Source organism: Streptococcus sp. Marseille-Q3604, from assembly GCF_916619785.1.
Classification (GTDB): Bacteria; Bacillota; Bacilli; order Lactobacillales; family Streptococcaceae; genus Streptococcus.
Map to the genome: position 1 here is coordinate 592,989 of NZ_CAKAKM010000002.1, position 18,187 is coordinate 611,175.

The following is an 18,187-nucleotide window of genomic DNA, read 5'->3' on the forward strand; positions in this document are numbered from 1 at the left end:
TACTGCCTATCTCTTCTAATCTGCAACATCACTCTTTTGCTTCTTGGCGGAATCTTTAGGAGTGATGTTGTTTTTTTGGTAAAAGATTTGGAAGGCATCTTCAAAAAAATCTTCATAATTAAGTTTCTCAAGTTTCCTACCAAATTTATTTAACCATATCCTTACATCTGGGTTGGGAGTGTAGTTGGTCTCATACTCTTGAATTAGTCTAATGATAAAGTGATTACGGGCTTGTGTTCCCCAGACTTCTTCAATTTTCTTCAAAAGAGGGTAGAAACCGCTACCTTTCATCAAATATGAAATCGTTGCGAGTAGGTCGTTGTTTCGAGAGTTCAAAGATTCAAGTTCTGGAAAGCTCCCGAATCCTTTAAGCAAGTCACTAGTGAATGGTAAAGACTGACCAGTCTTGGTGTCATGAAAACAATACTTGTCAATCATTTTATTAACAATGAGCTTGCTCAAATCTTGAGGGCTATCAATATCAAGAAGTAAGGCTAGTATTTGATTGCTATAAGTTCCTTTGTAAGAAGCTTCCATACGGATCCAAGAATTGCAATACTTAGTTAAGTGCATATAGCGACCTTGATTATCTAATTGTTCCTGATACTTGTTATAGATACGCAAAAGAGCACTTACATTCTTTTTCTTACTTCCTACGTAGACGGTCTGAGCCTCGCCGTTTACTTCTTGAGCGCTGACATTGGAAACATTTTTACGTCCTTTGTGATTGGTAATGATATATTGCTTGTCTTTTAGTCCTTGATAAAGACTATTTACTGACATTGGATAATTAAAGTAATCAACAGCAAGGTCGATACGTGATAGACGCAGATCATAGTAGTCAACATACAGCAGTTGTGCTATATTGTGGACGTCAATCAGTTCACTATAATAGTCTTGATAGGTGGCTTTATAGTGAGATAAAGCTGATGCTGAAAATTTTAAGATGATACCCATAATAAAATTAGTTTGATGCCATGCAATCGCAAAATAATAGGGGAGATGCTGAAAGGTAAAGCCGTCTGTATAGCCTGCTGGTGGCGTTTTTAAGGGAGCATATTCTCCAAAAAGAGCTGGTAAAGATAATTTTTCTGCTATTGTCTCAGCAAGTGATAAAGCTATCTGCTGCCAATTATCTGGGTACTCTCCTACAGTGTCTTCTGTAGGTTTAATAACAAACGTTACTTCATCAACACTAGTCATAATAACTGGATTATGGTCATTGTCTTTTTGAAGATATTTTTCAATGGCATTTTGATAAATCATAATTTACCTCTTTCTATCCGTCTAAAGTGTGATAGTTAACTGGGCGATCAGTTTTTGTTTTAGCTAACTTTTGTTATACTGAATAGCGAAATTCCTATATTTTAATTATTCCACTATTTCAAGGAATAAGCACCCTAAGTTTTATCAAGTACGAAAAGACTTGATTTGAGAGCTTTTTAAAGTAGAGAGAAGTTCTTTCCCTAAAGTGGGATTTCTAAAGCAAAGAATTTAGGTGACAATGGAACGGGGGTTATTACATGTCCCCCGTATAACAGCCAGCTAAAGCTGGCGAGGCTGTAAGCCTGTTCCTCCGCTTTGAGGGCTACGGGGCAACAGCCTCTTCGTCAAGAAAATAGCGGTCTGAACGTTCAACGGCTTCCCGAATTAGTTTTTCTAAGGGGGGCATGTTGTAACTTGGCACAAGTATATGGCGACTTTCTTGACCGTCAATCTTCATGTAACCGACACCTCTGGAGTTGTTTCGCAGAACATAATCTTTTTCATCAGAGAAGAGCATGGCAACTGTCTCTTTAGATAATTTGCCTAGTGCGATAACTGTACCTATGGAATCACGAGATAATCCCAAACTTGCTTTATGGGCATCTTGTTGGGAAATAATGACGTAAATCAAAAAGGAGCGTCCTAGTTGGATAAGGCGAGTATAGTCTTTAATGGCTTGTTCACGTTCTTTTTTATCGAGGCTATTTTGCCACGCATTGAACTCATCAAAGCAAATCACGACAAATTCTCTGGACTTATCAATCCCCTTTTGTCGGTTTTCAAGAATTGATAATGCTAAAGTAAGGAGCTCAGAGACTTCTTCAAAACGCTTAAAACCTTTACATCCGTCTAAAAAGGCAAAATCCGAGTCAGCCTTGTAGTCGCCGATTAGGAACGTGGCTCTTGGGTAGGTGTGAGCAAAGCGAGCCAATAATATTTTAGTCGCAAAAGTCTTACCTGACCCACTGGAACCTACCAAAAGAGCGTGGGGTACACGCTCAACAGGTATATCCCAGAAGAAATGGTTCCCATAATCAGCTAGATTTTTATCAAGAAAACATTTCATCTGTTAGTCCCTCTAATTTGAGTTATAAGAAAAGTAGATTTCTAAATTCAAGTAATACTGATTGTTATACCGTAATCGTTTTCCGAATTGAGGGCTTACAATTAGCATTTGCCCTTTATCTGACCAAGTTCCATAGGTAGCAGACTCTGCTAAGTATTTACTAAACTGTGCTAAAAAAACCTGACTAAGATAATTCATATCCTCGGCTTCAAGTTTCTTCCCGATCATAATAGGGAAGCGTACTAGATGACTGTCTTGATTTGGTGAGCTAGTTAAATACTTGACATAACGGCTGTCAAAAAGTAATTTATTTTTTGATACACTACTTGTCATCTCAATTACTTGTTCAAGGTCTTCTATGATTACAGGCAGGTTTAACCGCAGGATTGTGGCTTGTTTTTGCTTCTCCTGAATGTCGCTAATCTTTAGCATCAGATAGAGAAATCCAGCAAATAAGATAATTAACAAAGAAATAATACTCATAAAAGTTCCTTTCTAAAGAAAGGGGAAAATTTTCCCCATTTCTTAAACCAGTTCAATAAAAGCAGACTTAGCTTTTACTGAAAGCGCAGCACGATTTCCATTGGTATAGGCGTTGATAGAAACATTCTCAAGAACAATTTCTACTTTCTCATCAAATAAAGATGTAAAGTCCGATACATTAACTGTATCAACTTTGATATTGGTTTGACTAAAGCGTCCCTCTGGGGTACGTGCTCCAATAGTTAGTTGGGTTTGTCCAGTGTTGAGACCAGAAGTAAAATCCTTTACTTCTGATGCACCGATTAGACGCCCCTGAATTGTAGTTTGTGTAGCCTCCATAAGCCACCTCTTTCTAACCCGTTTGGGTAAATAATAATGTGTGATAGCTATCTCACAATATTATTGTAGAAAATTAGACGATATTTTGTTACCTAACTTATGCCTTTGACTAATACATCTTGCTATAATAACTAAATGAAAGGGACTAACTTATTTTAAAAGAAAATGAAAGCGTTTTACCCTAAGCTGTGTAACATCTATTGAATTATTTTGACTTTGTATGTTAAGATGAAGCCATATATTTGACTAGGAGATATTTTTATGAAAACAAAAATGGAAGAACGTATGTTAGTAACTGTTACTTTAAACCTAATGCACCGATTAGAAGATTTTCAAGCTTTTAAGGAAAAAGAAAATATTAGTGGCGACTATAATGCTAAAATACTTTATATTGTTCGATATTTTCATGTATCTGATAAAACAGTAGAAAATTTGTTATCTGGAAAATATGTATCAAGGGCAAATTACTTAAGTATTTTTCCATCATTTGATTCTGAAACTTCAAATGAAGCTAATACACTGTTGGAAAATCTGGCTGAACAAATTACTAAAGAAATTGAAGAGGGAAATGAAGCGACTATAAAAGAAGTCGATGAAATCTTGTCTAATAAGCTAGATAAGCTTGACATGAGAGTGTTATCGAGGGAACTATTTTATGAATCAATGGAAAAATCTATTCAAAGTAGTTTAAATAGACTAAATAAACCAAGTAAAGGAACACAAGTTTCAGATTATTCTTGGAGTGTCTGGAATAGTTTCTTTTACAACTATATTTCTGAAAGAGATGACCTGTATCAAATCTTTTCTAAGTTTGACACTATATCGAAGTCTTTAGACTATCTCCCACTAGTTGAGAAGATTTTTGAGACAGAAGATAATCTTAGAGTTTTTGGCAACGTAGCTGAACGATTGGATTTCTTTAAAATGGTTGATGAATATGAGGATTGGGATAATTTAGAACAATACATAAAGTCAGTTCAAACACGAAATGGATTTGACAACTATCTAGAATAATACACACAAAAAGCCAAGTCGAAATGACTTGGCTTACTCTACTTGTTTTATGATACTTCTGAGAGCTTTTATTATGGGCTCTCTTTTTTCTTTGGGAAGATGTTCGATGTCTTCGATAAGTTGGTTAAATTCTGTCTCTCGTTGTTGCATTTCTACGTTAAAAAAGGTGTTAACATCAACATCTAATGCCTGCATAATCTTCTCTATAGTGTCTACCTTGACGTTTAGCTGTTTGCTTTCTAAACGGTAAATATAATTAAAACCAAGCTCAGCTTTTTCTGCTAGATACTCCTGTGTGAATCCTTTTTCCAGTCTTAGGTGTCTGATTTGCTTAGCTACAAATTCTTTTAAGCTGTTATTGTTAGTCATGGTGTCACCTCACTAACTATCATACAGATTTTTCTGTGAGAGTTACCACCTACAAAAGACTGAATTTATTTTTAAAACATATCACAAAAGTCTGTTTTTTATGATACAATCATATTGAAACAGTCTTTTAAGACAGTTAACTAAATAAGGAGAACGTTTATGTTTAAGAACGAAGTTAAAGGTCATGGAACAATTAAGAAGTTGCGTACGGGTGCAGTTGTATCTGTATTGACTCTATCAGTACTAGGTGGGGTATCTGTTGTAAACGCAGATGAAACAACCTCAACTGATGCTACTGTAAGTAATGTTGAAGTAGTTGCAAAAGATACTGCAGCTGAAACAACACCGGTAGCACAGCCTACAGAAGTTAAGGCTGAAACGGTAGCAGAAACACCTGTTGCTCCAACAGTAACCGCAGATCAAGTTGCTAACGCTAAAGTCGTAGCAAACCAAGCTAATCAAGCATTGAACGCTCAAGCTGATGTTGTTGCTAGTGCTGAAACAGCGGTAACAGAAAACAACAACACTGTATCTGATTTGGGTAATCAAATCACAGAAGTTGAAAAGATTACTCCTGAGGTAGTTGCCGAAGCTAAATCAGATCAGGCTAAAGCTAAGGAAACTCTAGATCAGGCTACGAAAGCTACGGCAAGTGCTGAGAATAGTCTTACTGATGCTACTAGCAAAGAAGCAACTCAAAAAGGTGTAGTTGCCAAAGCTGAGTCAAATGTTGAAAAGACTGCAAGTGCAGTTGCAGATGCTGAGAAGAAAGTAGAAGCTCTTTCAGCTACAACAGATACTGCTAAATTGGATCAAGACGTTAAAGATTTGACTGCAAAAGTCGCAGAAGATACTACTAATGTAAAATCTGCTAAGGACTCTCTTGAGGCAGCTAAGTTGTCTGTAAGTAACAAAGACCAAGCAATCAAGGATCAAAAATCTGTTGTAACTACTGCTGAGGGTACTGTTGAAAGCTCTTCTAAAGCGTATGATACTGCTAAAGGCAACCAAGAAGGTACTCAAACAGCTGAAAATTCAACTAAATCTGCTCTTGACGAAGCTAAGAAAGGTAAAGTTGTAACAGAAACTGTTAAAGCAGGTGAAGTTACAACTGTAACAGCCGATGGGGTATATTTGAACAAAGGTGTTGCTTATTCAAACTTTACAGAAACTAATGGTATCGTTACAAGCCAAGCTTATTTGGATGCAATCAAAGCCCTTGCTAAAGGTACAGGGTCTGTCCAAGCCGTTAAGGATGCAATCAAGAAGGGTGACGAAAATGGTAACAACCTAGCTATCGTGTCAGCTCCTACTTCATCTGCATATAATTCATGGGTTAAAAACATGGATTTCAACTTTGCTAACACAGATTCAGCAACTAAGTTGGATGTTAACAATTTGTCTGACAGCCAGTTGACTGACTTGGCATTGTTCTACACTGCTTTGCTTAACGACCTTCGTTTCAAAGTGGGTACTAACTTGGTAACTGTAACCGATCAAAGTGTCGCTGAAGCTAAGAAGACAGTAACATCTATCTTTGACAAGTTGTTCCCAGCTTACAAAGGCATGGATGGAGCTCAACTTGAAGCTAATGGTTTTTGGAATTCTATGTCAGACCCTAAGAATCCTTTGAAGTACACTGGTGTAAGCTTGCAAGATACAGTTAAGGGTATCGACTCTGAAGATACAACTGTTATTGGTCAAAAACCTGCTAATAATGTCAGCTATACAAACAATGACGGACGTAAACAGACTATGTTCGACTTGAAAGCTAAGATCTTTGCTAACTTGGGTAACCAACTCTATGGTACTTCAGGTATGGGGTATCTTGGTGAAGCTTACGGTGGTGTTGATGGCAAACGCTCTGACAACTTTGATCTAGCTTTGGAAGTTCTTGGTCTTAAGGGTACTTCTACAACAGCAGGTATTGATTTTGGATTCACAAACACTTACAATGGTATGATTGACCGTGCACCAAGCACTTACACTGTACTAGGTAATTCTTATGGTAAAGCTATCAACAATCCTTACCAAACACTTGAAAACCCTAAAGAAACTGTAACTCCAGTCTATAAAGACGTAGAACGTACTATTGTAGATGATGCAGCAGTTGCTAAGGCTCAAACAAACTATAATGCAGCAGTAAAAGCTAACCAAGACGCTAAATCTAAGGTAGCTACTGCAGAGACTGCTTATAACACTGCTAAGGAAGCTCTTGCTAGTGCTCAGAAACGTTTGGCTGATTTGGTAGGGGGTACTGTAGATATTCCAGCTCTTGAAAAAGCCTTGGCTGAAGCTCAAACTCAACTTGAATCAGATCAAGCCTCTCTTCAAACTGCTAAGGAGACTCTTGCTTTGGCTAAGGCTAGTGCAGCAGACAAGTCTAAGGCTTTGGAAGTAGCTAAGACTGAACTTGCTGAAGCTACGAAATCTAGCGAAACAGCCAAAGGGGTACTCGCTAAAGAAAAAGAAACTCTTGAAATTCTTGCTAAAGCTGTAGCAGTTGCTCAAACAGCTCTTACAGACGCTCGTACTAAACAAGACGTTGCTAAAACAAAATTCATTACTGCTAGTGTTAAAGCATCAGACCTTGCAGATAAATTGGCTAACAAAGAAAAAGTATTGGCTGATTTGAACTCTAAGCTTGCTGACGCTAAAGCTAAGTCTGTCAAACTCGCTGATGAACTTAATACTGCTAAAGAGCGTTATGAAACTCTTAAGAAAGACTCAAACGCTAAGAACGTAGAATACCTCCGTTTGGCAACTGTGAAAGCTGAACAAGATAAGGCTGAAGCTGAAGTTGCACGTTTGCAGGCTCTTAAAGATAAGGCGGATGCAATCGTTGCACAAGGTGGTGTTGTAGTACAGGTAGTTGACGCTGATGGTAATGTTGTAGATATCGTTGATGGTACGAAAGCAGTTAAGAACGCTGATGGCTCTATCTCTATCGAGGGTACTCAATACACTCTTAACAACGATGGGACTGTATCTAAGGTAGTTGTTCCAACTGCAGAAAAGGGGGTATTGGCTACTGGTGTTGTGAAGCAGGCAGGAGTGACACAAGTTGACGGTAAAACCACTTATTCACGTGTTGAACGTGCAAATTCGTTACCAAATACTGGATCACAAGAATCGTTACTTGGATTACTTGGTGCAAGCATGATAGCTGGACTAGGGGTAAGATACGTAGGGAAACGTAAAAGGAAGAATTAGGAGATAACTCGTGGCGATATTAATTCAGGAAGTCAGTGATGAACCAGGATGTGCAGGTTGTGGGTGCGTACTTGCGCTGATACCTTTAACGATTATTTATTTTAATAGAGATGCTATTATTACTGGCCTTATCTCTTTCTTAGGTGGACTAATGACAGTTGTAATCTGGATAATAGGAATTATAGTAGTATCTATTTTAGGTTACCATTTAATTAAGTATTTAATACAATACTTAAAAAATAGAAACAACTAAAAAGAAACTCTTCTTACATTAAAGTGTAGGAAGAGTTTTTGCAATATGTTATAATGTCCAATGTAGAAAAGTGAAGACGGTGGCTACTGTTTCTGAAAGTGAGTTGATGCCTATGGGCAATTCATCAAAATCTGACAGAAAGGAGGTGGCCTAGGTTGACCGCATTTGAAGTGGTGCAAACTATGTTAGCATTTGCAAGAAAAAGGAAAGAGGACAATAAGGTATACTTAATTGTCCTTTTTTATTTTACAAATGCAATGCACTCACAAAACCAATTCTTACAAAATAATATGAAAATCCATCCTTGTACGGACATGGAGCTGGCGCTGATGCCTCTCTAAGAACTTGAAAATCTAGAAGCATGCCAAACTCTTTTTTATTTCTTCGAAACATATCATTATAAGATAGCTTTAATTCTATCCGAATAAGATTTTGACTAGTATTTTCATCTTTTAAAAACAAATAATTAGGAAAATTGATGATGACATCTGCTTTTTCATCAACCAAAATATCTCCCATAGACAATGGCATATTTGAAGCAATATAAAGTTTGCTATCATCATCCCAGCTTACTTCTTCGATTTTTACACTATCCAATGAGACATCAACTGCTTCGCCTCTTCCCTTATTTTTTAAAAGTACATGAAAAGAAGTTATACATTTCATTTGTTCTTCAAAAGTTTTTTCTTTTTGCACTCTTAAAGAGTCATCATTAAAATACCATACTGGGAAACGAACACTTAATTCTCGATTTGCAATAAAATCGGAATATTCATTTTCTACTGAAGCAAGTTTTATGATTGGTTTATATTTAATTGCGTCATCCGCTTCTGATTGTTTAGTCTGATAATTCAGAGTCATAACAACACCAACCAAGGTAATAATACCACCTAACAATGAACCATAATAAGAAAGTAAGTCACCTGCTCCCCACTCAGCAGTAAATAATGGAGCTAAATACACTTTAAAGGAAAGGTTGATAAAGATAGGAACAATAACAACTAAGATAACACTTACAAGTATAATAATTTTTTTGTTTTTCATATCTATAATTTTATAACTTTTTTCTGCTTTAAACATCATAATTTTTTACTATTTTTATGTGCCATTTTCTCATGCTCTTCTTTCATCTCTTTAGCAAAGTCAAATGTTAGCCATAACGCTTCTTCCTGTGTTAGTTGCTTAACATGTCCCCATGTTCCATCTCTGGAATGTTCATAGTAGGGATATGTTCCGTGTTTATTTCGAAGGCTTAGCTCATGAATAATGCCATCTCTCACAACTTTCCCTAGAAGACTAGAGGATTTGTAATAATATCCATTTCCTAGCCAAACCCGTCCCAAGTCATCATAAGGAGTCGCTTTGTTTTCCTTAGGAGTTTTCTCTTTCTTGTCTTCTGACTTATCTTTTTTATCCAAATCAATCACTTCAAAGACTTCTAAAGTCTCAATATCCATGATAATTTCTAGATTATCTGACATCCCTGCTGTGTCCTTTCTTTAGTTTTAGGCAACGAAAAAAGAGAACGATTTTTCGTTCTCTTAAGTCATAAAGTATTTAATTTTACTTTTCCCGAAACTCTAGACACTTACCAAAAAATCCTAGAAAAAATCTAGGACTTTCTATTCTTCGATTGATGACTTTCTTTTTATATTTTCAAAAAAGGTTGCCAAAAAGGTTGCCATAGAACTGATTTCAAATGATTTATAGTGAAATTCAATGTTTCAAAAACCCTATGAAATCAAGCTTTTTCAGCGTGCACTGAAATGTAATGAAACCTTATTTAACTTCAGTAAAGATTACGTGTTTACGCAATTTTGGTGAGTATTTTTTCAATTGAAGACGGTCTGGAGTGTTACGTTTGTTTTTTGAAGTAAGGTACAAGCGTTCACCAGATTCTTTGTGTTCAAGTGTAATATTTACGCGCATGGTATCTCCCTTCTATTATTTAGTTGCGTTAGCTTTAGCGATTTTACGTCCTTTGTAGTATCCTTTAAGTGATACACGGTGTGAACGTGAGTAATCTCCAGTTGTTTCGTCAAATTGTACTGATGGAGCAGTCAATTTGTAGTGTGTACGACGTTTGTTTTTCTTCGCTTTTGAAGTGTGACGTGCAGGTACTGCCATTTCTTTATTTCCTCCGAATTAATATTTATGTTCTTGATTTTAAATCAACTATAACAGAATAACATATCTTTTTTGTAAAGTAAAGTTACTTGACAAAAAACTTTCCAAGAAATGATATAGTTAAAAACTATATCATGAGATAACAAATACATATTTCACAGCTATAACAGCAAGTGCTAGAATAGGCTTATTATTACATTAAGTGAAAGCATAAAAAGGAGTAAATAACTATGAGTAAAGTTCATTATCATTTTGATCATGTTGGTTCTTACCTTCGTCCACAAGCTTTAAAAGAAGCACGTGAAAAATTTGCCAATGGTGAGATTTCGCAAGAAGAATTGTTGAAAGTACAAGATGAATTGGTTAAGGAATTGGTTCATCATGAGGTAGAAAATGGTCTTCAAGTAGTTTCTGATGGTGAATTTGGTCGTTCTTGGTGGCACCTTGATTTCCTATGGAACCTAACTGGTTTTGAAGCTTACCAACAAGAAGATTCATATAAATTCCATGGAGCTAAGACACGTACTACCAACGTTCGTATCAATGGTAAAATTGCCGAAAATCCTAATCATCCTTTCTATCGTGACTTTGAATATCTTAAATCAGTGACTCCTGAAGGAATTACTCCAAAAGTAACTATTCCAAGTCCATCACTCATCATTAACCGTGACCACCGTAGTGATCTTTATGCAGATTACTATGATTCATGGACAGATTTTCTTGATGATTTGGCAAAAGCTTACCATGATACCATCCAACATTTCTACGATTTGGGTGCACGTTATGTACAGTTGGATGATACGACTTGGGGTTATTTGATTCAACAGTTTGAGAATGAAAAAAATAATCCTGAGAAAACAGCTGAGTTGGCAAAAATTGCTGAGGATGATGTATACACTATCAATAAAGCCTTGGAAGGTCTTCCAGAAGATTTGACTTTGGCTACTCATATTTGTCGTGGAAACTTTAAATCAACTTATCTTTTTGAAGGTGGCTATGATTCAGTAGCTAAATATCTTGGGAAATTGAATTATGATATCTTCTTCTTGGAATACGATGATGCGCGTTCAGGTAGCTTCGCACCACTTCCAACGATTTGGAATAACCGTGATCATGTTGAATTGGTGCTTGGTGTGATTACTTCTAAGGATCCAGCTTTGGAAGATGTAGATGCTGTCATCGCTCGTATCCATGAAGCGGCTGAGCTTGTACCACTTAAGAACCTTGGTATCTCAACTCAATGTGGTTTTGCATCAACTGAAGAAGGCAATATCTTGACTGAGCAAGACGAGTGGAATAAATTACAATTGATTAAAACAATTACTGATAAAGTTTGGTCATAATAGAAAAAATGCAGAGGACAGGCTCAGCTTGTTCTCTCTTTTTATGAGTATAGAAAGGAAGTGTCATGAATTATAAAGAAATAGGACCGAAAATTTTAAAAGCTGTAGGAGGAAAGGAAAACGTTCAGAATCTTGTAAACTGTGCTAAACGTTTATGTTTTACCTTAGCGGATGATAAAGCTGTTCAAACTATCTAAGGTATTGTGAGTTTGGCTAAGAGTGGTGGCCAGTATCAAGTTGTTGTTGGGAGTGATGTACCAAATGTATACCGTGCATTGGAAGGTTTGTTGGCCCTAGATGAAGTATCTAAGGAATCATCAAAAAAACATGATAGAACTCCCCTTCAAAGCTTTTTAGGCTTTATTTCTGGGATTTTCACACCAATCTTACCAGTAATTACAGCAGCAGGGATGATCAAAGCCGTTTTGTCTCTTTTGGTTGTTTTTAAGGTAGTAGCTGTAGATGATGTTAACGATCAAGTTCTTAATTTTATTGGTGATGCTGAATTTTATTTTTACCTGTATTTTTAGGTGCTCCAGCAGCTCGATAGTTTAAGACAAACGCTCAATTGGGGATGTTGATTGGTGCTATTTTATTACACCCAACTTTTACGAAGATTGTGACAACTGCCAAGGAATCAGGTCATGGCGTCTCTTTCTTTAGTATTCCCCTTACATTAACTTCTTACTCATCAACGGTTATTCCTGTTATTTTGGCAGTTTGGTTTATGAGTTATGTGGAGCGCTTTGCAATTAAAATTTCATCAAAGGCTGTTAAATTTTTCTTGGTGCCTATGATTACGACCTTGATCACTGCAATCGTAACACTTTTGATTTTAGGTCCAGGTGCTTTGGCTTCGAATGGGGCTCAGGGGGGAGTAGCCCTTGCTATTGCTTTAAAAACTAAGGATACCAATAAAAAAGCTCTGGCTTCATCTGCTGGAATTACTGCAATTTGTGGGATTACGGAACCGGCTCTTTATGGGGTAACTTTGCAAAATAAAGCTGCCCTCATAGGATCTATTGTTGCAGGGGGAGTAGGTGGCTTCTTCCTTGGTATTTTAGGTGCGAGAAATTTTGCAGGTGCTTCCCCAGGTCTCTTGACGATTGCAGCCTATATTGGTGAAGATACACTTAAATATTTTTACACAGCTATTGCAGGTCTTGTAATTTCTGTTGTGATATCTTTTATTGTGACCTTCGTTCTTTATAAAGAAGATTAATGATTGTGGCAGGCCGAGAGGTCTGTTTCTTTCTTACGTTGAAAAAACCTCTACCAATTCCCAAAAGCTATGTAAATTATGATAGAATAGAGTGATTATATCTGTAATAACGGAAAAGGAGGGCAGGTCTATTTGAGACCTGTATCATTATTATGAAGCTTCAAAAACCTAAGGGAACGCAGGATATTTTACCTGCTGATAGTGCTAAATGGCAGTACGTAGAAAATGTTGCACGTGAAACATTTAAGAAATACAATTATGGTGAAATTCGTACACCTATGTTTGAACATTACGAGGTCATTTCACGTTCAGTAGGTGATACAACTGACATCGTTACTAAGGAAATGTACGATTTTCATGATAAGGGAGACCGTCATATCACACTTCGTCCAGAAGGAACAGCACCGGTTGTACGCTCTTATGTAGAAAATAAACTCTTTGCGCCAGAGGTTCAAAAACCCGTTAAAGTTTATTATATTGGATCAATGTTTCGTTATGAACGTCCTCAAGCAGGACGCTTGCGTGAGTTCCACCAACTTGGTGTAGAGTGCTTTGGATCAAAAAATCCAGCCACAGATGTTGAAACCATTGCTATGGCCTACCAACTCTTTAATACGCTTGGCATCAAGGAAGTTACCCTTCATTTGAATAGCCTTGGAAATACTGAGAGTCGTCTGGCTTATCGTCAGGCCTTGATTGACTACTTGACACCAATGCGTGATACTTTATCAAAAGATAGTCAACGCCGTTTGGATGAAAATCCTTTGCGAGTACTCGATTCAAAAGAAAAAGAAGATAAGGTTGCAGTTGAAAATGCACCCTCTATTCTTGATTATTTAGATGACGAAAGTCAAGCGCACTTTGACGAAGTGCGTGCCATGCTCGATAGTCTTAACATTCCTTATGTGATTGATACTAATATGGTACGTGGTCTTGATTACTACAACCACACGATTTTTGAATTTATTACCACTATTGATAAGTCTGAATTGACAATCTGTGCGGGCGGTCGTTACGATAGTTTAGTTGAATACTTCGGTGGTCCAGAAACAGCTGGTTTTGGTTTTGGACTTGGTTTAGAACGCTTGCTTTTGGTTCTTGATAAACAAGGTATTGAACTTCCGGTGGAAGAAAGTCTAGATGTTTACATCGCAGTACTTGGTTCAGGTGCTAATGGCAAAGCTCTTGAGTTAGTTCAAGCTATCCGCTATCAAGGATTTAAAGCTGAACGTGATTACCTTGGACGGAAGATTAAGGCACAATTCAAGTCAGCAGATACCTTCAAGGCCAAGACTGTTATCACATTAGGTGAGAGTGAAGTGGAGTCAGGTCAAGTTAATGTCAAAAATAATGCTACTCGTGAGGAAGTTACTGTAAGTTTCGAAGAGCTAACTAACAACTTTGCAGCAGTCCTCAAACAGTTAGAAAAGTAGGGGGCATATGATTAGTATAGTTGATATGCTCAAACGGAGTGAAAAGTTTAGTTTGGCTTTTGATCGTAGTATGCCTATTCGTTTCCAACAACAGTTTTGGCAGTTGATTGCTTTTCTTGATAAGCATGAAATTACTTGGTTTAATGATGAGCCTGCAAGTGATCATGCGATGTGTCAGCAATTACTTGGTCAAGTTTGGCGTCAAGATTGTCAAGATGTAGTCTTGAGTTTTGAAACTCAGGAACGTTATTTGGGATGGCAGGTAGATGAGGAAACTGATGAACTTAGTGTTATCATTGAAGATGTTTACGGTTTCCGCTGGAATAGTTTACTTGACTTAGAAACAGCTGATTATCGTTTTGAAGATTTTGAAGAGTTTGCTGAAGATTACGTGGATACTAGTGATTTGTTGAAACAATTTGGCAAATAGTTTGATAAAAAAGAAAGTCTATTAAAATTCTAACCTGAAATGGGTGGGGTTTTGATGGGCTTTTTGCTATAATAGTTAAGACTAAAAAATTAACGAAAGAAGTGTATTTATGGAACGTTCTATGTATGCCGGACGTGTTCGTAGTGAACACATCGGAACTACTATTACTCTGAAAGGTTGGGTATCTCGTCGTCGTAACCTCGGAGGTTTGATTTTCATCGATCTTCGTGACCGTGAAGGTTTGATGCAGTTGGTTGTTAACCCTGAGAATGCGGATACAACTGTGGTTGAAACAGCTGAGAGCTTGCGTAGCGAATTTGTTATTGAAGTAACAGGAACTGTTGAAGCGCGTGAACAAGCTAATGATAACTTGCCTACAGGTGCTGTCGAACTTAAAGTTGAAGACCTTAAAGTCCTTAATACTGCCAAAACAACACCATTTGAAATCAAAGATGGTGTTGAGGCTAGTGATGATACACGTATGCGTTACCGCTACTTGGATCTTCGTCGTCCAGAAATGTTGGAAAACTTTAAGCTCCGTGCAAAGGTAACTCACGCCATCCGTAATTATCTGGATGACTTGGAATTTATCGATGTTGAAACACCAATGTTGACAAAATCTACACCAGAAGGTGCTCGTGATTACTTGGTGCCAAGCCGTGTTAGCCAAGGCCACTTTTATGCTCTTCCGCAAAGTCCCCAAATCACTAAACAATTATTAATGAATGCTGGTTTTGACCGTTATTATCAAATTGTTAAGTGTTTCCGTGATGAAGATTTGCGTGGAGATCGTCAACCTGAGTTTACACAAGTTGACTTGGAAACCTCATTCCTTAATGAGCAAGAAATCCAAGATATTACTGAAGGATTGATTGCTAAAGTCATGAAAGAAACTAAAGGTATTGAAGTTACACTACCATTTCCACGTATGTCTTATGATGATGCCATGAATAACTATGGTTCTGACAAGCCAGATACACGCTTTGACATGCTTTTACAAGACTTGACAGAGGTTGTCAAGGGGGTAGACTTCAAAGTGTTTGCTGAGGCACCAGCTGTTAAGGCAATTGTTGTCAAAGGAAATGCAGACAAATACTCACGTAAAAGCATTGACAAGTTGACAGAGTTCGCCAAACAATTTGGCGCTAAAGGTCTTGCTTGGGTTAAGATGACTGGCGGAGCTCTAGCTGGTCCAGTTGCTAAATTCTTGACAAGTATTGAAGAAAAGTTGACAGATGCTTTACACCTTGAAGAGAATGACCTAGTTCTTTTTGTAGCAGATACTCTTGAAATCGCTAATAACACACTTGGTGCTTTGCGTAATCAGATTGCTAAAGAACTTGACATGATTGACAATACTAAGTTCAACTTCCTTTGGGTTGTCGATTGGCCAATGTTTGAGTGGTCTGAAGAAGAAGGACGCTATATGTCTGCTCACCACCCATTTACTTTGCCAACAGAAGATTCTGTAGCAGAGCTTGAAGGTGATCTTTCCAAGGTTCGTGCTGTGGCTTATGATATTGTCTTGAATGGTTATGAGCTTGGTGGGGGTAGTCTACGTATCAATCATAAAGACCTACAGGAACGTATGTTGAAAGCCCTTGGCTTCTCTGAAGAATCAGCCTACGAGCAATTTGGATTCCTTCTTGAAGCTATGGACTATGGTTTCCCACCACATGGTGGTTTGGCTATCGGTCTTGACCGTTTTGTTATGCTTCTTGCAGGTAAAGATAATATCCGTGAAGTGATTGCCTTCCCTAAAAATAATAAGGCATCAGATCCTATGACTCAGGCTCCAAGTCTTGTGGCTGATAAACAGTTGGAAGAACTTGCCCTTCATGTAGATTTAGAAAATGAATAAAGCACCTCTTCATAAACATGTTAAATTTGTAGCGAAAAAGTCTGCGAAGAGAATGGGCGTTTTGCAGGCTGTTCGTAGTATTTCCCGTGAAAAGTATACTGAAAAAGTCTCAGCGTCTTTACTTTATGGGCTCTTATCGTCAATCGCCGTTAATTTCTTTTTTCAACCTGGACATGTTTACTCTAGTGGAGCGACAGGTTTGGCACAGGTTTTATCGGCATTGAGTGTTAGAACTTTGGGCTTTGAGATACCAGTATCATTGACTTTCTACGCGATTAATATCCCTCTCTTGATTTTGGCTTGGTATAAGATTGGCCATAAATTTACTATCTTTACCTTCATTACAGTAACGATGAGTTCCCTTTTTATTCAGGTGATGCCACATGTAACCTTGACAGAGGATCCTTTGATCAATGCTATCTTTGGTGGTTTGGTCATGGGAACAGGGATTGGTTTCGGTTTAAAATCTCGTATCTCTAGCGGAGGGACGGATATCGTTAGCCTCACTATTCGTAAGAAAACAGGCCGTGATGTTGGTAATATCTCCTTGATTGTCAATGGGATTATCATGGTTTTTGCGGGCATTCTTTTTGGTTGGAAATACGCTCTCTATTCAATGGTTACGATTTTTGTTTCTAGTCGAGTAACGGATGCGATTTTCACTAAACAAAAGAAAATGCAGGCTATGATTGTTACAAGTAATCCAGATCCAGTTGTACGAATGATCCAGAAGAAACTCCACCGTGGAGTAACGTTGATTAATGATGCGGAAGGAACATATAATCACGAAAAGAAAGCCGTATTATTGGCGATTATTACGCGTGAAGAGTATACTGACTTCAAGCATTATATGAGAAAAGCAGACCCTAAAGCCTTTGTCTCCATTGCAGAAAATGTACATATTCTAGGTCGTTTTGTTGATTTAGATGACTAACAAAAAAAGGAAGTTGACGAACGTTAGCTTCTTTTTTGTTGGATAGAATTCTTGACGAAATGCTTGCTTGACTTTACAATATCAGTATGATTAGATTTTTAATTCCAACCGCAAAAGAAATGAAGGCCAGTAAGGAAGTTCCGTCTCAAAAATTATCTGAAAAGAGTGCGGCTATCCTAACTGAAATGGCAAAATTATCCACAGATGAATTGTCCACAGCTTATAAAATAAAGCCTGAGCAGGCTGAGAAAGAAAATCAGCGCTGGGCTGCGATTTTGTCTGGAGAAGCGAAGAACTATCCAGCTGTCGAGCTTTTTAATGGACTGATGTATCGTCACATCAAACGTAGTGACTTATCCACATGTGAAAAAGATTTCTTAGGCCAACAAGTATTCATCACATCTTCCTTTTATGGGATTATTCCCGCTTTTTATCCGATTCAAGAACATCGTCATGATTTTCATACGAAGATCAAGGTTAATGGTCAGTCCTTAAAAAACTATTGGCGTGCTGAATATGACCAATTTCTAGAGGAGAGTCAAGCTCCAGTTGTTTCTTTACTTTCAAGTGAATTTGAGGATGTTTTTAGTCCAACTCTTCGTAAGCGGTTATTCACGGTTAGTTTTATGGAAGACCGCAATGGAGTTCTTAAGACTCATTCTACGATCTCCAAAAAGGCAAGAGGGGCTTTTTTGACAGCTGTTATGGAGGAGAATTGTCAAACGATTAATGCTTTACGAAAATTGTCTTTTGATGATTTTAACTATCGTGAGGATTTATCCTCTAACAATGAGCTAGTTTTTGTTAAAATCGTTTAAAAAAGTCTGAGTTATC

Annotated in this window: 21 protein-coding genes; 12 read left to right on the top strand and 9 right to left on the bottom strand. The window is 37.5% G+C overall.

Features of this window, described 5'->3' with window-relative positions:
- Positions 1 to 15: 15 nt before the first annotated feature.
- The 4 genes from LG375_RS07330 to LG375_RS07345 all read right to left on the bottom strand — a co-directional run bounded on the left by LG375_RS07330 (position 16) and on the right by LG375_RS07345 (position 3,154).
- The gene (locus LG375_RS07330) at positions 16 to 1,266 is read right to left on the bottom strand and encodes a replication initiation factor domain-containing protein (RefSeq protein ID WP_049528218.1); all 1,251 of its coding nucleotides are present in this window, start codon (positions 1,264 to 1,266) and stop codon (positions 16 to 18) included.
- A gap of 322 nt (positions 1,267 to 1,588) precedes the next feature.
- Positions 1,589 to 2,332: a type IV secretory system conjugative DNA transfer family protein gene (locus LG375_RS07335; protein ID WP_070576110.1), complete on the bottom strand. Its 744-nt coding sequence runs from the start codon at positions 2,330 to 2,332 to the stop codon at positions 1,589 to 1,591.
- Positions 2,333 to 2,344: 12 nt separating this feature from the next.
- Positions 2,345 to 2,815 carry a hypothetical protein gene (locus LG375_RS07340; protein ID WP_049528225.1) on the bottom strand — a complete coding sequence of 157 codons (471 nt, stop codon included), beginning with the start codon at positions 2,813 to 2,815 and terminating at the stop codon, positions 2,345 to 2,347.
- 42 nt (positions 2,816 to 2,857) lie between these two features.
- Positions 2,858 to 3,154: a hypothetical protein gene (locus LG375_RS07345; protein ID WP_049528228.1), complete on the bottom strand. Its 297-nt coding sequence runs from the start codon at positions 3,152 to 3,154 to the stop codon at positions 2,858 to 2,860.
- A gap of 261 nt (positions 3,155 to 3,415) precedes the next feature.
- Between LG375_RS07345 and LG375_RS07350 the strand changes: the two genes are divergently transcribed.
- Positions 3,416 to 4,168, top strand: a complete 753-nt coding sequence (locus LG375_RS07350; protein WP_049528231.1) for a hypothetical protein — start codon at positions 3,416 to 3,418, stop codon at positions 4,166 to 4,168.
- A 33-nt stretch (positions 4,169 to 4,201) separates the two neighbouring features.
- On the opposite strand, the gene LG375_RS07355 is transcribed toward LG375_RS07350, so the two are convergent.
- Positions 4,202 to 4,537, bottom strand: coding sequence for a helix-turn-helix domain-containing protein (locus LG375_RS07355; RefSeq protein ID WP_049528233.1), 336 nt, complete (start codon positions 4,535 to 4,537; stop codon positions 4,202 to 4,204).
- Positions 4,538 to 4,696: 159 nt separating this feature from the next.
- Between LG375_RS07355 and LG375_RS07360 the strand changes: the two genes are divergently transcribed.
- Together LG375_RS07360 and LG375_RS07365 are read left to right on the top strand one after the other, a co-directional pair.
- Complete coding sequence (locus tag LG375_RS07360) at positions 4,697 to 7,750, top strand: SEC10/PgrA surface exclusion domain-containing protein (RefSeq protein WP_049528235.1); 3,054 nt, start codon at positions 4,697 to 4,699, stop codon at positions 7,748 to 7,750.
- A 10-nt stretch (positions 7,751 to 7,760) separates the two neighbouring features.
- Positions 7,761 to 8,003: a hypothetical protein gene (locus LG375_RS07365; protein WP_049528239.1), complete on the top strand. Its 243-nt coding sequence runs from the start codon at positions 7,761 to 7,763 to the stop codon at positions 8,001 to 8,003.
- 246 nt (positions 8,004 to 8,249) lie between these two features.
- Here the strand turns inward: LG375_RS07365 and LG375_RS07370 are convergent, their stop codons facing one another.
- From LG375_RS07370 to rpmF, 4 genes are all read right to left on the bottom strand, one after another.
- Positions 8,250 to 9,047 carry a hypothetical protein gene (locus tag LG375_RS07370; protein ID WP_049528245.1) on the bottom strand — a complete coding sequence of 266 codons (798 nt, stop codon included), beginning with the start codon at positions 9,045 to 9,047 and terminating at the stop codon, positions 8,250 to 8,252.
- A gap of 35 nt (positions 9,048 to 9,082) precedes the next feature.
- Entirely contained in the window at positions 9,083 to 9,484 is a 402-nt protein-coding gene (locus tag LG375_RS07375) for a hypothetical protein (RefSeq protein ID WP_049528242.1), read from the bottom strand.
- Between the two features lie 298 nt (positions 9,485 to 9,782).
- A complete protein-coding gene (rpmG, locus tag LG375_RS07380) occupies positions 9,783 to 9,932 on the bottom strand; it encodes a 50S ribosomal protein L33 (RefSeq protein ID WP_002262412.1) in 150 nt (49 codons plus the stop codon).
- 15 nt (positions 9,933 to 9,947) lie between these two features.
- Positions 9,948 to 10,130, bottom strand: coding sequence for a 50S ribosomal protein L32 (rpmF, locus tag LG375_RS07385; RefSeq protein ID WP_002892130.1), 183 nt, complete (start codon positions 10,128 to 10,130; stop codon positions 9,948 to 9,950).
- A gap of 230 nt (positions 10,131 to 10,360) precedes the next feature.
- Here rpmF and LG375_RS07390 point away from each other — a divergent pair, with 230 nt between their 5' ends.
- The 9 genes from LG375_RS07390 (at position 10,361) to yaaA (ending at position 18,171) form a co-directional block, all read left to right on the top strand.
- The gene (locus LG375_RS07390) at positions 10,361 to 11,473 is read left to right on the top strand and encodes a vitamin B12 independent methionine synthase (protein WP_013991307.1); all 1,113 of its coding nucleotides are present in this window, start codon (positions 10,361 to 10,363) and stop codon (positions 11,471 to 11,473) included.
- A gap of 65 nt (positions 11,474 to 11,538) precedes the next feature.
- A complete protein-coding gene (locus tag LG375_RS07395; RefSeq protein WP_155198421.1) occupies positions 11,539 to 11,670 on the top strand; it encodes a PTS transporter subunit EIIB in 132 nt (43 codons plus the stop codon).
- A gap of 6 nt (positions 11,671 to 11,676) precedes the next feature.
- The gene (locus tag LG375_RS07400) at positions 11,677 to 12,003 is read left to right on the top strand and encodes a PTS beta-glucoside transporter subunit IIABC (RefSeq protein ID WP_225745567.1); all 327 of its coding nucleotides are present in this window, start codon (positions 11,677 to 11,679) and stop codon (positions 12,001 to 12,003) included.
- Positions 12,004 to 12,047: 44 nt separating this feature from the next.
- Positions 12,048 to 12,695, top strand: a complete 648-nt coding sequence (locus tag LG375_RS07405) for a PTS transporter subunit EIIC (protein ID WP_225745568.1) — start codon at positions 12,048 to 12,050, stop codon at positions 12,693 to 12,695.
- 152 nt (positions 12,696 to 12,847) lie between these two features.
- Positions 12,848 to 14,128 (top strand): histidine--tRNA ligase, encoded by a 1,281-nt coding sequence (gene hisS / locus LG375_RS07410; RefSeq protein WP_155198417.1) that lies wholly within the window; start codon positions 12,848 to 12,850, stop codon positions 14,126 to 14,128.
- A gap of 7 nt (positions 14,129 to 14,135) precedes the next feature.
- Entirely contained in the window at positions 14,136 to 14,558 is a 423-nt protein-coding gene (locus LG375_RS07415) for a hypothetical protein (protein WP_002892121.1), read from the top strand.
- Positions 14,559 to 14,667: 109 nt separating this feature from the next.
- Positions 14,668 to 16,419 (top strand): aspartate--tRNA ligase, encoded by a 1,752-nt coding sequence (gene aspS, locus LG375_RS07420; RefSeq protein ID WP_225745569.1) that lies wholly within the window; start codon positions 14,668 to 14,670, stop codon positions 16,417 to 16,419.
- On the top strand, positions 16,412 to 17,353 hold the full coding sequence (locus LG375_RS07425; RefSeq protein ID WP_002892117.1) for a YitT family protein: 942 nt from the start codon (positions 16,412 to 16,414) through the stop codon (positions 17,351 to 17,353). Before aspS ends, LG375_RS07425 begins: the two co-directional genes overlap by 8 nt.
- A gap of 86 nt (positions 17,354 to 17,439) precedes the next feature.
- Complete coding sequence (gene yaaA, locus LG375_RS07430) at positions 17,440 to 18,171, top strand: peroxide stress protein YaaA (RefSeq protein WP_225745570.1); 732 nt, start codon at positions 17,440 to 17,442, stop codon at positions 18,169 to 18,171.
- The last annotated feature ends 16 nt before the right edge of the window (positions 18,172 to 18,187 follow it).

What these genes read in the sequence shown, in the direction of transcription:
- LG375_RS07350 (WP_049528231.1), top strand. Translation starts at nt 3,416, where the DNA reads ATGAAAACAAAAATGGAAGAACGTATGTTAGTAACTGTTACTTTAAAC.
- LG375_RS07355 (WP_049528233.1), bottom strand. Translation starts at nt 4,537, where the DNA reads ATGACTAACAATAACAGCTTAAAAGAATTTGTAGCTAAGCAAATCAGA.
- LG375_RS07415 (WP_002892121.1), top strand. Translation starts at nt 14,136, where the DNA reads ATGATTAGTATAGTTGATATGCTCAAACGGAGTGAAAAGTTTAGTTTG.
- LG375_RS07375 (WP_049528242.1), bottom strand. Translation starts at nt 9,484, where the DNA reads ATGTCAGATAATCTAGAAATTATCATGGATATTGAGACTTTAGAAGTC.
- aspS (WP_225745569.1), top strand. Translation starts at nt 14,668, where the DNA reads ATGGAACGTTCTATGTATGCCGGACGTGTTCGTAGTGAACACATCGGA.
- LG375_RS07390 (WP_013991307.1), top strand. Translation starts at nt 10,361, where the DNA reads ATGAGTAAAGTTCATTATCATTTTGATCATGTTGGTTCTTACCTTCGT.
- LG375_RS07345 (WP_049528228.1), bottom strand. Translation starts at nt 3,154, where the DNA reads ATGGAGGCTACACAAACTACAATTCAGGGGCGTCTAATCGGTGCATCA.
- rpmG (WP_002262412.1), bottom strand. Translation starts at nt 9,932, where the DNA reads ATGCGCGTAAATATTACACTTGAACACAAAGAATCTGGTGAACGCTTG.
- LG375_RS07330 (WP_049528218.1), bottom strand. Translation starts at nt 1,266, where the DNA reads ATGATTTATCAAAATGCCATTGAAAAATATCTTCAAAAAGACAATGAC.
- LG375_RS07360 (WP_049528235.1), top strand. Translation starts at nt 4,697, where the DNA reads ATGTTTAAGAACGAAGTTAAAGGTCATGGAACAATTAAGAAGTTGCGT.
- rpmF (WP_002892130.1), bottom strand. Translation starts at nt 10,130, where the DNA reads ATGGCAGTACCTGCACGTCACACTTCAAAAGCGAAGAAAAACAAACGT.
- yaaA (WP_225745570.1), top strand. Translation starts at nt 17,440, where the DNA reads ATGATTAGATTTTTAATTCCAACCGCAAAAGAAATGAAGGCCAGTAAG.
- LG375_RS07340 (WP_049528225.1), bottom strand. Translation starts at nt 2,815, where the DNA reads ATGAGTATTATTTCTTTGTTAATTATCTTATTTGCTGGATTTCTCTAT.
- LG375_RS07405 (WP_225745568.1), top strand. Translation starts at nt 12,048, where the DNA reads ATGTTGATTGGTGCTATTTTATTACACCCAACTTTTACGAAGATTGTG.
- LG375_RS07395 (WP_155198421.1), top strand. Translation starts at nt 11,539, where the DNA reads ATGAATTATAAAGAAATAGGACCGAAAATTTTAAAAGCTGTAGGAGGA.
- LG375_RS07370 (WP_049528245.1), bottom strand. Translation starts at nt 9,047, where the DNA reads ATGAAAAACAAAAAAATTATTATACTTGTAAGTGTTATCTTAGTTGTT.
- hisS (WP_155198417.1), top strand. Translation starts at nt 12,848, where the DNA reads ATGAAGCTTCAAAAACCTAAGGGAACGCAGGATATTTTACCTGCTGAT.
- LG375_RS07425 (WP_002892117.1), top strand. Translation starts at nt 16,412, where the DNA reads ATGAATAAAGCACCTCTTCATAAACATGTTAAATTTGTAGCGAAAAAG.
- LG375_RS07335 (WP_070576110.1), bottom strand. Translation starts at nt 2,332, where the DNA reads ATGAAATGTTTTCTTGATAAAAATCTAGCTGATTATGGGAACCATTTC.